The sequence below is a fragment of the Flavobacterium sp. SLB02 genome, assembly GCF_009664855.1.
Lineage (GTDB): Bacteria > Bacteroidota > Bacteroidia > Flavobacteriales > Flavobacteriaceae > Flavobacterium.
Genome location: NZ_CP045928.1, coordinates 2,646,689 through 2,660,470, shown reverse-complemented (window position 1 = coordinate 2,660,470; position 13,782 = coordinate 2,646,689). Strand labels below are relative to the sequence as shown.

General features: G+C 34.4%; 11 protein-coding genes. 3 read left to right on the top strand and 8 right to left on the bottom strand.

The genetic code is table 11. The features are described from left to right. Positions 1-3: 3 nt before the first annotated feature. From GIY83_RS10090 to GIY83_RS10070, 5 genes are all read right to left on the bottom strand, one after another. Positions 4-942, bottom strand: coding sequence for a formyltransferase family protein (locus GIY83_RS10090; protein ID WP_194614922.1), 939 nt, complete (start codon positions 940-942; stop codon positions 4-6). Then, positions 939-2,069, bottom strand: a complete 1,131-nt coding sequence (locus GIY83_RS10085; RefSeq protein WP_194614921.1) for a hypothetical protein — start codon at positions 2,067-2,069, stop codon at positions 939-941. Before GIY83_RS10085 ends, GIY83_RS10090 begins: the two co-directional genes overlap by 4 nt. A 66-nt stretch (positions 2,070-2,135) precedes the next feature. Beyond that, positions 2,136-2,675 (bottom strand): phage tail protein, encoded by a 540-nt coding sequence (locus GIY83_RS10080; RefSeq protein WP_208686744.1) that lies wholly within the window; start codon positions 2,673-2,675, stop codon positions 2,136-2,138. 15 nt (positions 2,676-2,690) lie between these two features. Continuing rightward, positions 2,691-3,230 carry a phage tail protein gene (locus GIY83_RS10075; protein ID WP_208686742.1) on the bottom strand — a complete coding sequence of 180 codons (540 nt, stop codon included), beginning with the start codon at positions 3,228-3,230 and terminating at the stop codon, positions 2,691-2,693. A 47-nt stretch (positions 3,231-3,277) separates the two neighbouring features. Next, on the bottom strand, positions 3,278-3,817 hold the full coding sequence (locus GIY83_RS10070; RefSeq protein ID WP_208686740.1) for a phage tail protein: 540 nt from the start codon (positions 3,815-3,817) through the stop codon (positions 3,278-3,280). 903 nt (positions 3,818-4,720) lie between these two features. Between GIY83_RS10070 and hxpB the strand changes: the two genes are divergently transcribed. Both hxpB and GIY83_RS10060 read left to right on the top strand, forming a co-directional pair. After that, entirely contained in the window at positions 4,721-5,359 is a 639-nt protein-coding gene (gene hxpB, locus GIY83_RS10065) for a hexitol phosphatase HxpB (RefSeq protein WP_208686738.1), read from the top strand. Between the two features lie 151 nt (positions 5,360-5,510). Then, complete coding sequence (locus GIY83_RS10060) at positions 5,511-6,878, top strand: sensor histidine kinase KdpD (RefSeq protein ID WP_208686736.1); 1,368 nt, start codon at positions 5,511-5,513, stop codon at positions 6,876-6,878. 183 nt (positions 6,879-7,061) lie between these two features. On the opposite strand, the gene GIY83_RS10055 is transcribed toward GIY83_RS10060, so the two are convergent. The 3 genes from GIY83_RS10055 to GIY83_RS10045 all read right to left on the bottom strand — a co-directional run bounded on the left by GIY83_RS10055 (position 7,062) and on the right by GIY83_RS10045 (position 12,730). After that, positions 7,062-10,277 (bottom strand): TonB-dependent receptor domain-containing protein, encoded by a 3,216-nt coding sequence (locus GIY83_RS10055; protein WP_208686735.1) that lies wholly within the window; start codon positions 10,275-10,277, stop codon positions 7,062-7,064. Between the two features lie 403 nt (positions 10,278-10,680). Next, positions 10,681-12,048, bottom strand: coding sequence for a HAMP domain-containing sensor histidine kinase (locus GIY83_RS10050; RefSeq protein ID WP_229029274.1), 1,368 nt, complete (start codon positions 12,046-12,048; stop codon positions 10,681-10,683). After that, positions 12,038-12,730 (bottom strand): response regulator transcription factor, encoded by a 693-nt coding sequence (locus GIY83_RS10045; RefSeq protein ID WP_208686733.1) that lies wholly within the window; start codon positions 12,728-12,730, stop codon positions 12,038-12,040. The genes GIY83_RS10050 and GIY83_RS10045 overlap by 11 nt, the downstream gene beginning before the upstream one ends. A gap of 188 nt (positions 12,731-12,918) precedes the next feature. On the opposite strand from GIY83_RS10045, the gene GIY83_RS10040 reads away from it, so the two are divergent. Next, positions 12,919-13,698: a polysaccharide deacetylase family protein gene (locus GIY83_RS10040; RefSeq protein ID WP_208686731.1), complete on the top strand. Its 780-nt coding sequence runs from the start codon at positions 12,919-12,921 to the stop codon at positions 13,696-13,698. Positions 13,699-13,782 lie beyond the last annotated feature (84 nt).

Sequence of the window (13,782 nt, the reverse complement as noted above, 5' to 3'; positions counted from 1 at the left end):
AAATTATAAAGTGGCAAATTGTTCACCGTTTTTGATACCAAAAGCGAGCAATTTATGCCCACTCATAAATCCTTCATCCGTATAAACTGTATTGATACGCAATTGGGTATTATTATAACATTGTATGATTAATCCCTTGTTTTCATTTATTTCTAAAATAGTTCCGGGAGCATGCTGATCTGCGCGCAGTGTATCCGTTTGTGAGACTTCTACTATTCGTACATTTAAACCATTCCAATGCGTGTAAGCTCCTTTATTCCAGGGATTACATGCATTTACTAAAGCCTGAATTGATTTTGAATCCTGATGTTCCCATTGAATGCTGACATCAGCAATAGTGGGTTTTTTATAGTATTCCGCTACTGTTTCATCCTGATGCATACCTTCATCATTACGATGCAGAAGCGTTAATACTTCTGGCAAAATATAAGAAGCGAGGTACGATAAATGAGTGCATAACATTCCATGTGTAAAATCTGTATGCAGCGGAAGCGTTTTTCGCAAGATTATTTTTCCCTTATCAATTTCTTTTTCTATAGCGTGAACAGAAATTCCAGTTTCATTTTTTTGTTTTTTGATCGATTGAAAAACAGGATCTGCTCCACGCATTTCCGGCAACAGACCATAGTGGAAATTATAAAACAAATTAGGATGTTGTCTGATCAGTTCTTCAGGGACTTTCCATGGAAAAGTCATTGTAAAAATGAATTTCAGATCCTTAATTGCCGTGATTTCCTGAAGCTGAAATTTTAGTTTCGATTTTTCAATTATTATTAAATTAATTCCTGCATCTGAAGCAAAAACAGCACAAAAGGCTTTTACATCTTCATTTTCTACAGGTACTCCAATAGAATGTAGCCTTCCAAGGCTATGTAAAGTTTGTATAGCCGGAAAAGCCATTCTGTTATTACATAAAATCGCTATGTCTCTAATAGTACTCATGATTCCAGACAGGCATAAGAATTAATCCAGGAATTTGAAGGTATATCTTGAACAGCCAGGATATGATATTGTAAGCGTTCACGTTCTTCCTCCAAGCCCGAAACTTCAGTTATATTTTCTAAGAGGCAATTGCCTGTTTCTTCATTTTTGGTTACAGTAGCGTAATACAGTGGTGCTTCGGAAAATCCAGTGTTTGGATTCATGTATACTTTTCCTCTCGGGGAGTCAATAGCAATATTATCTAATGACTGGCCATCTGAATTTGTAATAAACAAAGCAGCTTCCCATCCTAAAAGAGAAAAGAGATTCGCTTTCTGTTCTTTAATATTTTTCATTGTAGCTATAAAATCTTCATTTTCCTTATTGTCAGTAACTGAAGACCATGCAACTGCACAGCTCCAGTTGTATCCTGGATATGGTATTTTATTGAGCCATAATTCTTCGGCTGTAAAGCCACTTCCGTATGTTTTTGAAGAAGCAATATTTTTTAATTTTGATGATTCTCTAAAGAAATCTTCTGCCATGTCTCCGCAAAATGAGGTAAATATGGAGACATCCTTATGCTGTTCAATATATTGATCTAATGGACTTAAGTTTAATTCTGAACGTTTCAAAGGAGTAATGTGGTTATAACTAATAGTGGCTCCTTTGTCTTCTGCAGCAGTCGAATACGTGTAGGGAGGGCGGTATCCTGCATCATAAAAAGAACAGGTAAAAACAAAATTATTTTGACCTTCTTCGATAGCTTTACGAACAATAGCCCGTGAGCATAAATTACCTTCTAATGAAATGAAATAAACGTTAGATAATTTTTTTTCAAAATTTTGAAAGTGGTAACCGCTGTCTAATACAATCAATAATTTACCCGAACTTTCAAAAAGCGGTTGTATAAATTCAGCAGTAACAGGGTTTATGTAAGCAATTATAATATCTGTACCATTTAAGAGTAATTGTTCAGAACAAGTATAAATTTCCTTATTATTACCGCCAACTCCTATACTGGCAGTTACAATTTCATGTTTTTCGTCGTGGCTTGTTTTTTTCAGGGCAGATTTAAATCCATCCATTATGTCAAAAGACATCGAAGGGTAAATCACAGATCGGGGCATGAGTAAAGCTATTTTCATAAGCAATTGAATAGATAATTTTAAAAAACAAAACAACCCATTAGAAACTCTAATGGGTAATTTATGTTAGTTTCTTGAAGGGAAAAGCCCCTGAAGGCATATTATATAATTCAGGCCCAAATAAGGCTGTTGAATTGACATGGGCTGGTTATTTCCTGTTTGTCCTATTGTTATTACAGCTGTTACTGGCTTTAAAGCACTATCTGGTGTAGCTGTAGAATAAAGATTGGGTAAAGAGGCCAGACTGGCATCTGATGCAGACCCTGTATCTCCTGTATCTGCAAACGCCTTTAATGTCAATGAACCCTGAGCTGCATGTGTATGCAATGGCAGATTTGAAAGAGTTGCCGTTACAGTATTTGTACCAGTTTTGGCACCTAATGGAAATTGAGTAATTCCTTGCGCAGGACCTGTTCCTGCAGCAATTCGTCCTCTAAAATCAGGCAATTGAAAGGTTTGAATTCCGTTACCTCCGTATGTAGTCCCTAAAAGACTGAATAATGCCTGGTTAGTGTTAATATTAAGTGTTTGGCCCGCACAAATTGCCCAAAATTTAGGTGCAAAATTTCCAGCAAATAATCGAATTTCTGAGATTATTCCTTCCATAATTATTGTTTTTAGTTAGTTTCTAGTTGGAAAAATACCCTGCATACAAATAATGTAATTTGTAGAAAGATAAGGTTGTATAATACTGAAAGGAGTAGTGTTGCCTGTATTTGTAAGAGTAACCGTTGCCGCAGCGGTTTTTAGCGTATCGTCGCCTGGTATTGCGGTATAAGCTTTTGTTAAACCGGCTAAAACATTTCCTGTTGGTGATCCTGTATTTCCTGGTGCATTAACGGTAGCTATTGCAACTGACCCGGTTCCAATATGACTATGTGTGGGCATTTGATTTATGGTCATAGTAGTTGTTTCTGTTCCGCCTATCTGACCCAGTACAACATTAGGCAGGCCTATGCCCTGACCAACACCAACTGGAACTCGGCCACGAAGATCAGGAAGATTAAATGTTGATACACCATCTCCGCCATATGTGGTGCCTATTATGACAAAAAGAGCGTCATAGTTAGCAATACTTTGTGAAGATCCATCGCAATAAGCCCAATTTGCTGGTGGGAAGTTTCCGGCAAATAATCGGATTTCTCCTAAATTTCCTTCCATAATTAATATATTTTTAGATTTAAATTATAGTTTTTGAGTTTGTTCGTTTATGAGCGGGGAGGAAAATTTCCAACTAAACAGATCATGTAATTCATGCCCAATGTGGGTTGAGTTATAGTGATTGGCTGCCCCGAGCCAATTGGCCCAACAGTTACACCGAATGCAGTAGGTTTCATATCATCTTCACCTGGTGCTGAACTGTACATATTGGGTTTAGCGGCAAGAGTGTTTCCAGCGGGCGTATCAAGATCACCTGAATCTGAATAAGCAGGAATTGAAATCGAAGCCAAAGAGACATGTGTGTGTGAAGGGAGTTCTAAACTTGTTAGTGTTATCGCATTTGTTCCGGATATCTGACCTAAATCATAATCTGATAAACCTACTCCCTGACCACTTCCAATAACTGTACGACCGCCCAAATTGGGCAATGCAAATGTAGTGGAGCCATTTCCGCCATATGTGGTACCTATAATAGCAAATAATGGAGTGTTGCTTTGTACTGCAAGTATCTGACCATTACAAAATGCCCAATTGACAGGTGCATAACTTCCAGCCATTAGACGTATTTCTCCAATTGTTCCTTCCATAATTATATTGATTTAAATAGTTAATGATTAGATTTAGTTTTAGATTACGACTATTTTTTTATAAAACAGAACGCTATCGTATTTTAATAGAACGCTAATTTACTTTTTATAAATGTCTCATATACAGGTATTTTTACCTGTTTTTGTAGAGTGATTATATTATAATTCAGATTTTGAACCAGAAACTTTCAAAAAGTAAAACCTTTCGAAGATTTTGCATTTTGTTTTTATACCTCAATAATATTGTATGCTAATAAACACTGTTTCCTTAATTTGATTTTAAAATTATATATCTATTACCTATCACCAGAAAAAGATGTTATAAAACGGCTTTTTCATGTCATGAAATGTCCTTTTTATGTCAGATAAATTTTGATGTATAAATTCTGAATTCGCGGATTGATTTTTCGATAAAAAAAGTAGCTTTTTATGGAAAAATGTACTGATAAAACATGTTTTTAGGCTCGTAGAAAGGGTGGTTTCGCGTATTTGAACGAATAAAATTACAAAAATAAATAACATAACTATAAGGAAGACAGTGTTTTTTGTGTAAATTCTTATTTAATGTATAAATACAGCAAGAGTAAGCTTATATTCGTTTCATGACTATCTCATAGTATTTCAAATTTGTAAAGATTCTAATGTAAGTTAATGAGATTATTTTTTTAACGAAAATAGGCTTTGAATACTTTCGGAAGATTTACCACACTATACTTCACTACAAACCATGAATAATGTAAGCTTTCAGTAAATTTTTATTGAATGTCGATATTTAGGCACTTTGATGCTATTTATGAATGTTGAAGAAAATCATTTTTAGTTTTTAAAGTTTATATTCTAAAACTAAAAGATTTATTTTTGCAGTTTAACCACGGTTATAGTAAACTTGAATTCCGATACTTTATGAAAGCAGTTATTTTTGACATGGACGGTGTAATTATTGATTCGGAACCGTTTTGGCAAAAAGCCGAATTTGAGGTTTTTTCATCACTTGGCGTAGCCTTAAGTGCAGAATTTACTAATGTAACCAAAACAATGACCACTATAGAAGTAACCAGGTTTTGGTACGAAAAATATCCATGGGATAGCAAAACGCTTGAAGAGGTGGAAGAAATGGTGATCACAAGAGTAATGGAGCTGATAGAGCAGGCTGGGGGTGAAATAAAAGGCATTGAATTCTTTATTAAAAAACTCAAATCAAATGGTTTTAAAATTGGTTTAGCCACTAATTCGCCTTATAAAATAATACCAGTAGTTTTAGAAAAAACAGGTATTGCTCAATATTTTGATAGTATATTCTCCGCTGAATTTGTTGAGTTTGGCAAACCTGATCCTGCTATATATTTAATGACATCTAAAGAATTAGGAATAGATCCTGAAAATTGTATTGTTATCGAAGATTCTTATTCGGGAATGATGGCTGCAAAAAAAGCCGGTATGAAGGTGGTTGCATTTACAAACGGAAATCAGGATGTTAACTTAAGTTTAGCCGACTATAAAATGGAAAGTTTTTTAGAACAGGAATTGCACATATTTTCATAAGCTGAATTTAGTCTATTTTAAATAAAAACAGATTTTTTTTGAAATAACTTGTAGCCGAAATAGTCATTCTTAACCAATGCGCTTAGTATAATAGGGGATTACATCATGAACTTGTATATTTGCCATCAGTTTTTAAACATTAAAGTCTATAATGCTCAAATTTTTGCCGCTAGATCCAAAAACGATTTTTATACTTTATTTTTGGGGAAACTTGTTTATTTGCATTCTTATTTTTAGTTATTCGTTTTCGTATGCTACGGTTGAGAATAGAAAAAAACTAAAAACCTTTGGTAATGGTAAAATATTACTGACGATAGGCTGGATACTAATTTTTTTAAGAAATATCATTCCGGATTTTATTTCGATTAATATCGCTAATTCTATTATTTTATTCGGGGTTTGCTGCGAAACTATAGCGATAATGTCTTTGCTTAAAACAAAGTGCAAAAGACATTATGATTTACAAAAAGGCCTTACTATTACCACAATTGTAGTTTTTAACCTAGCGACATTATTCGAGAGTACTATTGATACCCGTATTTTCATTATGTCTATAGGAATATTTGCTATTTATTTACCGCCAACAATAGGTTACTATAGAGAAAAAGGAACTAATTTTTTCCGAATATTTTATTTACTATGCTACGTTTTATTTGAAATTTTAATTTTTCTGCGAGCCGTTTATAGTTATGTCGATCCGCAAAAATATTTTTTCAGACCCAGTATTTTCGACAGTTTGTATAGCATAAGTTTGTTTTTGCTCACTCTTATTGGCACAGTAGGATTTTTATTGCTGGTAAAGGAAAAGCAAGACCTTAAAATCAAGAAACTTTTAAACGATAAAAATTTATTCTTTTCTATCATCGCCCATGACCTTAAAGGTCCGTTGGGATCATCAGTTACCTTATCAGAAATATTGGCTCAAGAAATTGATACCTACAGCCGTGAAGAGATTAAGGAAATTACAGGAATGCTTCACGAATCGAACAAAAATATTTATAAACTGCTGGAGAATTTATTAGACTGGTCAAGGGTGCAAACCGGAATGATCGAATATAATCCGCAAAAAGTAGTATTAAATCAATTGATTGAAGAAAATATAGCACTCAATAAAAATAGCGCCTTAAATAAAAACATAGATCTAAGTTTTGAACCCACTGAAATTATCGAAGTTGAGCTGGATAAATACATGATTGATACCGTTTTGAGAAACTTACTGACCAACGCAATTAAATTTACAGATCAGCAGGGAGAAATTAAAGTTACAATGCAGGTAATAAATCAAAAAGTTGAGGTATCCATTACAGACAACGGCATTGGAATTCCTGATAAGATAAAAGAGAAGTTGTTTAAAATTAACGGAAAAGTGATTCAAAAAGGAACCGAAAACGAAACCGGAAATGGTTTAGGACTATTACTTTGCAGTGAATTTATAAAAAAACATCAAGGCGAAATTTGGGCCGAAAGCGAATTTAGAAAAGGAAGTACCTTTAAGTTTATATTACCACTTAAAGGGTAATTTTTCAATTTTTTAAAATTCCAAATTCCAATTGTTGGAGTTTTTTAAACTTTGTAAAGGAGAGTAAAAGATTTTAATCTTTTACTCTCCTTTATGGAATTTGGAATTTAGATTTAAAAAAAGTCCCCCAGTTTCATAAGGGTGTGAAACTGGGGGACAAATAAAAAAAATAAAACACAATCTTTAGAACGAATATCTCAGACCAAGCTGTCCTTGGAATCTTGAAGCTAATTGATCCACAGTATAAGGTGTAGCCGTAGGTTTTTGGAAAGTATATGTTGGATCGCCAGTAGCAACTCCGCCTAAGTTTCCTGATTTTGTTAACCCAAGGTTGGCTGTTGAATTGTAAGTGTTTGGAACGAAATAACTTCTTCCCCAATCTTTGTTGATAAGGTTTCCAACATTGGCCATGCTAAATGAAATTTGGAATGTACCTACTTTTTGAACTTTAATTTCATCTGTTAATTTCAAATCTGCCTGAATGTTCCAAGGAGTAGTATCACCATTTCTTTGAGTGAATGTTCCTCTTCTGCTTTTTAGGTAATCATTTCCATTAATGAATTCTTCGTAAGCTGCAACTTGTTGAGCTGCTGTCGCTGAAGGAACTCCTGCTGCATTTACACCAATGTATTTAGCTGCTTCTGCTGCATCTTTAAAGATATAAGCTAATCCTGCTGCTTGTCCTGTTCCTGCAATTGTAGAGTTTACAAATCCCCATGAGAACGGATTTCCTGATTGCGCATTAAAATACGCATTAGCAGAGAAAGTATTGTTGTCTGCCAGTTTTACCGAATATCCTACATTAGAAACGATTCTGTGTTTGATATTAAAGTTTGAAGTGGCCAATTGAGGATCATTTGGTGTCAATGACTGGTTCATCTGGAAGTTACTTTCCATAGAATTACGAATTCCGTTTGTAACGTCACGAGAATCTCCATAAGTATACGCCACCATAAAATTCAAACCAAAATCGTATGTTTTCGAAACCATTTCGGTAATGCTGTATCGGTATCCTTTATTTGTATTAGAAAGCAAGTAAGCATTAGAAAAAGCTGAGTTTATGTTTGCTGCATAAATTGGCATTTGGTGATTCGTATCGTAAGAGAAATAAGTAGGGTTATCTGTTTTATTTACTTGTTGAAATTCAAGATCACGAATTACTTTCGTATAAATACCTTCGGTTGTAAATTTGTAACCGTTGATGATTTTATCGATTGCCAAAGAGTTTCTTAATACAGCCGGCATTTTAAATTTATTATCTACTAAATCTGCCTGTACTTTTGGCGTAGCATCGTGATATCCGTTTAATCCGCCTGTTGCTAAGGGATCACCAGCTGTTGCAACCTGAGCAGGAGTAAGGTTGTTTTTATCATAACTTCCGTAACCAACACCATCATTATAGTAAGCATATCCTAACCAAGCAAACGGAATTCTACCTGTAAATACTCCAGATCCGCCTCTTAAAACCATCGTTTTATCTTCATCTACATTATATGTAAATCCTATTCTTGGAGAAACTAATGCTGTAGTAAAAAAGTTGTTATTGATTTTGCTTAATGGTGTGTAAGTATAAGTATTACCGTAATTAGGATCAGCAGGAGAACTTTGAACTTGCGGGCTTAATTTTGGTTTATTTGGTAAATCAGTATAATCAACTCTTACACCAGGAGTAACTTTAAGTTTGTTTCCAATTCTAATCTCATCCTGAACATAAACACTATAAAGATTTACTTTGAATTTAGCGTACGGATTATCAAAAATCTGATCTCTCGTTGAACCATCAAAAGGATATGTTCCGCGAACACGAGTAGGAAGTTTATTCATGAAATCTGCCAGAGATTTGTACGAAACTCTTCCGTTTAATGCGTTTACAAATCCGTAATTAATGTCGTAGAATTCGTTGTGAGTTCCAAACAATAAAGTATGATTTCCTGTTTTGTAAGTAAGGTTATCAGTGATTTCAGCCGTATTTTGTTTCATGTTAAAAACAGTTGCTTCACGATCATTTCCTAAGAAAATAGTTCCCCCGTTGTAACCAATTTCTGCCTGAGGAAACATGGCATTCGATGATTTTGGATCACGATAATCTTTAATGGCCGAATAACTTGCAAGGAATGAGTTAGACCATTGGCTGTTAAAGTGGCTTTTTAATTCTAAAACCGTACTAATAGACTGGTTTTTTTGAGTGAAATCCATGCTTGAAAACCTGAAGTTTGCTGCATCACGCTCTAAATTCGAAGCTTGAGAAATAACTGTATTGTTTCTTAGCGAAAGCGAGTGTTTGTCATTAATTTTCCAATCTAATTTATTGAAGAATTTTTGGCTTTTTGCAAAGTTGTTGTAAGCACCATAACTTCCAGGATCAAAACCATAATTTGTTTTAACGAAGTTTGAAATTTGTTCTGCTGTAGCATTATCAACCAATGAAGTTAATTTTCCTGCAGAATTGGTTTCTCCGGCATTATAGAACAAAGGATCTGTTCTTTCTGCATATTCCATGTTGGTGAAAAAGAACAATTTATCTTTAATAATAGGTAAACCTAATCTGAAACCAACTTGGTAATCCCCGAACGAATTTGGCATTTTTGATCCGTCACCAGCATTATTAGGACCTGTGATGGCAGCATTTCTTCCATAGCTATAAATAGATCCTGTTACTTCATTTGTACCGCTGCGGGTAACAGCATTAACGCTTCCTCCTAAAAAGTTTCCTAATTTAATATCGTAAGGAGCAATATAAACCTGAATGTCCTGTATCGCATCCAAACTTATAGAGTTCGAGCGTGTGCTGCTTCCTGGCATTCCAGAAGTTCCGGACTGACCTCCTAAAGATGGACTAAAACCAATCGCATCATTATTGATAGAACCGTCAATTGTAACGTTGTTGTATCTAAAGTTGGTTCCTGCAAAAGAGTTGTTTGAACTTTGCGGAACCAGTTTTGTAACATCCTGAATTCCTCTGTTGATTAACGGTAAGCCATTGATTTTTTTCTCATTAATACTTGTTCCGTTATTTTTAGAAGAAGGTTTAGAGCCTGTAATCACCACTTCTTCTAATACATTATCTTCGGCTTTATTAACCACAATTAAAGGTAAATCATTATCGCCCAATGCTAAATGTATTTGTGCGTTTGAATAATCTTTAATACCTGAACTTTTAATTTCGAGTTCGTAAGGTCCGCCAGCATTCAAATTTTCGAAGCTAAACCTACCTTGTTTGTCGGTAACAGCTCTGTAAACTGCATTGGTAGGCAAATGTGTTAATGTAACCTCAGCGCCAGTAAGCGGACTTGTACCATCGCTAACTTTTGCAGATAAAGATGAGGTTGTAATTTGAGCAAAAATGTTCCCCATAACAAGAAGCATAAATGCCGAAAAAAAGAGTTTTAGTTTTGTCATGTTGTTTTTAGTTTTTATTTGACAAAGAAACTGTCTTTGTTTCGATCAGATTTAACGCTTTTGTTAACTTAAAATGATAAAACTATTCATTGTTAACTTAGGATTATGAAGATGTTATTTCAAGAAAAAGGAATTAGCTCTTTAAAATCAACTACTTGGGTAAAATGGTAAAAATAAGTAGATTAAAGCTCGATTTAAAGTAGATTAGAAAAAGATTAGAGTGTTAAGCTAATGTTAGCGATTGTGAAAATTGATAATCTTAGGTATTGATATTTTAATGTAAATGTGTAATTGTTTGACGTTTTAAGCGTAGGCATTTTTGTCATCCCTCGTTCCCCGGGATGACAATGATTGTGGTTAAGTTATTTTCTATGTTGTTAATTATACTCAACAATTAAATTCTTTATGGAAACACCAAAGAAAACGAAGTACCTTTCCCCAGTTCAGAATCTACGATTAAAGTAATATTATGAAGTTTAAGAATCTGGGTTGTGATAAAAAGACCCAATCCTTGTCCCTGAATATGGCGTGTATTATCGCTTCGGAAAAAGAGATCGAAGATAGATTTTTGATCTTTTTCCGAAATTCCGGGACCCTGATCTACGATTTTTATAATGAGTTTATTTTCATCCGAAAGTGCAAAAACTTCAACCGGTGCAGGAGAGGAGAATTTAATAGCATTATCTAAGATATTGTACAACCCAATAAAAAGCATGTGTTTATTAGCGTAAACAGAAAGTAAATCTTCCTGATCTGCAATCGCATTTAAATTGAATGAAACCTTAGATTCGGGATATTCTATGGCTTTTTTCTCGAGAACATTCCATAATATCTCATCGACTCTGATCGTTTCCATTTGTTGCGGCTCAGAAAGTTCCAATCCGGATAAAACCAAAAGACCTTCGAGAGTGGCTTTAAGATGTAAGGTATCTTTGCGCAGCGATTTTAGAATTTGCTCATATTGCTCGTTGGTTCTGGGTTGTTGGAGCGATACATCAATGTCTCCTATAATAATGGTAAGAGGTGTTTTTAATTCGTGCGAAGCATTTTTTAGAAAATTATTCTGAATCATGATACCGCTTTCTAATCTTTCCAAAAGATAATTGAAGGTCGTCACCAATTCTTTAATCTCATCTTTGCCGTTTGTTTGTGGTACATCTAATCTCGAATGAAGATTCTCGGTTGTTATGGTGTTAACTTTTGCAATCACTTCGGTAAACGGACGGAAAGTTTGTTTGGCTAAGAAAGTTCCTAAAAGATAATTTAGAGGAATTCCGGCGAGATAAAACAGAACAAACATAAGACCAAGCATTTCCAGTTGTCGATTTCCGGCACGATCGATTCCTGAAACTACAATGATAAAATCGCCCTGATTGTCTTTATAAAACAAACCAACAAATTGTCTGTCGCCTCTTGTAAACGTTAGTAATTTTTCTTTTTTGATGTTCTCTAAATCTTTATCACTTAAATGAAAATCAATAGCGTCTTTTATATAAATTTTATTGGTCTTAGCATCATAGACACGTATAGACTCATTATTGATGCGTTTGTACTGAAGTTCAATTTGTTGATAACGCGAACGGTTGAGTTCTTTTATTTCATCTTTTTCAAAATAAAAAAGAGCCGTTGTCATGGCGTGATCTTCTAGATTATCAAAATAAAGATCCTTCATATGACTCCTAAACAAAAGGAAAGATCCGGCCATAAGCAGTCCTACTATAAAAGCAAAAAGCAAAGTAGAATTAGTGGCTAACTTATTTTTAAGATTCATAACTCTTTTGTTTGAGCATATATCCTGTTCCTTTTATGGTATGAATGAGAGGAGTAGGGAAGTTCTTGTCGATCTTATTTCTTAGATAATTAATATAAACATCTACGGTGTTTGATGTCGTATCAAAATCTATATTCCAAACCGCTTGTGCAATCGCAATTCGGGATAAGGCTTTCTCGCGGTTTTTCATAAAAAAGATCAAAAGCTTTAATTCTCTCGAAGATAAATTCAGTTCTTTTCCGTCTCTTCTAGCGCTTTGTTCTTTCATATTAATTTCGACTCCGGCATACGACTGAAAATCGAGAATTCCGGTGCTGAATTCGGCACGACGAAGCTGGGCGTTGATTCGCGCCAGTAATTCTTCAAACAAAAAAGGTTTTGCCAGATAATCATCGGCTCCGGCCTGTAATCCTTTTACTTTTTCGTGCGGAGTATCGAGCGCGCTCAGAATAAGAATTGGAACAATTATTTTCCGGCTTCGTAAAACTTCACAAACTTCAAATCCTGTAATATCCGGAAGCATAATGTCGAGAATAATAATATTATATTCGTTCTCCATTACTTCTTTTATCGCTTCAAAACCTTTGGTAATGGTTTTGACTTCATACAAATGTTCCTCAAGTCCTCTCGTAATAAACGAAGCAACCCTTGGATCATCTTCAACTAATAATACTTTATTCATAACCGGATAGTAATCAAATTTGTTGTCATAAAAGTAATTAAAAAGCAATAGTTATTTAAAAAAAAATCATGCGCGAATAGGAGTACATTCTCTATTAAATTTAAATGAAAGGTCTGCAAGAATGTTATATATTTGAAGTATAAAACTATATTTATTTCATAGTCAGAACTATTAATTACAAGTATATTATGAAGCTACACTATACTAAAGCATTATTTTTTTTAATGTTTTTAACCTTTTTTTCCTGCGAAAACAAAAAACAAAAACAAGAATCGAAACCGTACAAAGCAGGTGTGATTTTATCTTTTGATGATGCGTATGTAAACGAATGGTACGAAGCCGATCAGGCCTTGAAAAAATACGGATGGAAAGCGACTTTTAATGTTTGCAGAATCGATTCGATAGGAAAGCCTCAGATTAAAAAACTTCTTCAATTGCAAAAAGAAGGTCACGAAATTGCCGGTCACGGATATCATCATTACAATGCTGTAAAATTTGTCAACCAAAACGGAATCAATGCCTATATGCAACAGGAAGTAGATCCTATGATTGTTTCCATGAAAAGGTTAGGTTTTAATGTTACGACCTTTGCGTATCCCTACGGAGAAAGATCTGACGCACTTGATAAAGCTTTATCGGATGATTTTAAAATTATAAGAGGAAGAGCTTTTGGTGGTGAAGCTCCGGAGAAACAAGACAGTTTTTTTAGCAACTCAAAAATTGTATTTGCCTTTGATATCGATAACAGTCACATACATTTTAGTATTCCGTATGTTTTAGAATTACTGGATTACGCCCAAAAACACAATAAAATTTTGCTGTTATGCGGTCATAAACCCGTAAAAAATGTAACCGAAAATTATCAGACAAAAATTGAAACCTTAGAATTCATTTGTAAGTATATGAAGCTTAACAACCTTAAGTTTTATAAAACATCTGATTTGGATGATTTACTGCCTGAAGAATAAATTTTAATGATGGGCTTTTGTCAAGCTTCTCGCGAAGATTTACTTGGTCTGTTCGCTATCGTTCGAGTCTCCTGCTTCGAAATG

Excerpts from the sequence above, each read along its gene's own strand:
- GIY83_RS10090 (WP_194614922.1), bottom strand. The coding sequence starts at position 942 with ATGAGTACTATTAGAGACATAGCGATTTTATGTAATAACAGAATGGCT.
- GIY83_RS10085 (WP_194614921.1), bottom strand. The coding sequence starts at position 2,069 with ATGAAAATAGCTTTACTCATGCCCCGATCTGTGATTTACCCTTCGATG.
- GIY83_RS10080 (WP_208686744.1), bottom strand. The coding sequence starts at position 2,675 with ATGGAAGGAATAATCTCAGAAATTCGATTATTTGCTGGAAATTTTGCA.
- GIY83_RS10075 (WP_208686742.1), bottom strand. The coding sequence starts at position 3,230 with ATGGAAGGAAATTTAGGAGAAATCCGATTATTTGCCGGAAACTTCCCA.
- GIY83_RS10070 (WP_208686740.1), bottom strand. The coding sequence starts at position 3,817 with ATGGAAGGAACAATTGGAGAAATACGTCTAATGGCTGGAAGTTATGCA.
- hxpB (WP_208686738.1), top strand. The coding sequence starts at position 4,721 with ATGAAAGCAGTTATTTTTGACATGGACGGTGTAATTATTGATTCGGAA.
- GIY83_RS10060 (WP_208686736.1), top strand. The coding sequence starts at position 5,511 with ATGCTCAAATTTTTGCCGCTAGATCCAAAAACGATTTTTATACTTTAT.
- GIY83_RS10055 (WP_208686735.1), bottom strand. The coding sequence starts at position 10,277 with ATGACAAAACTAAAACTCTTTTTTTCGGCATTTATGCTTCTTGTTATG.
- GIY83_RS10050 (WP_229029274.1), bottom strand. The coding sequence starts at position 12,048 with ATGAATCTTAAAAATAAGTTAGCCACTAATTCTACTTTGCTTTTTGCT.
- GIY83_RS10045 (WP_208686733.1), bottom strand. The coding sequence starts at position 12,730 with ATGAATAAAGTATTATTAGTTGAAGATGATCCAAGGGTTGCTTCGTTT.
- GIY83_RS10040 (WP_208686731.1), top strand. The coding sequence starts at position 12,919 with ATGAAGCTACACTATACTAAAGCATTATTTTTTTTAATGTTTTTAACC.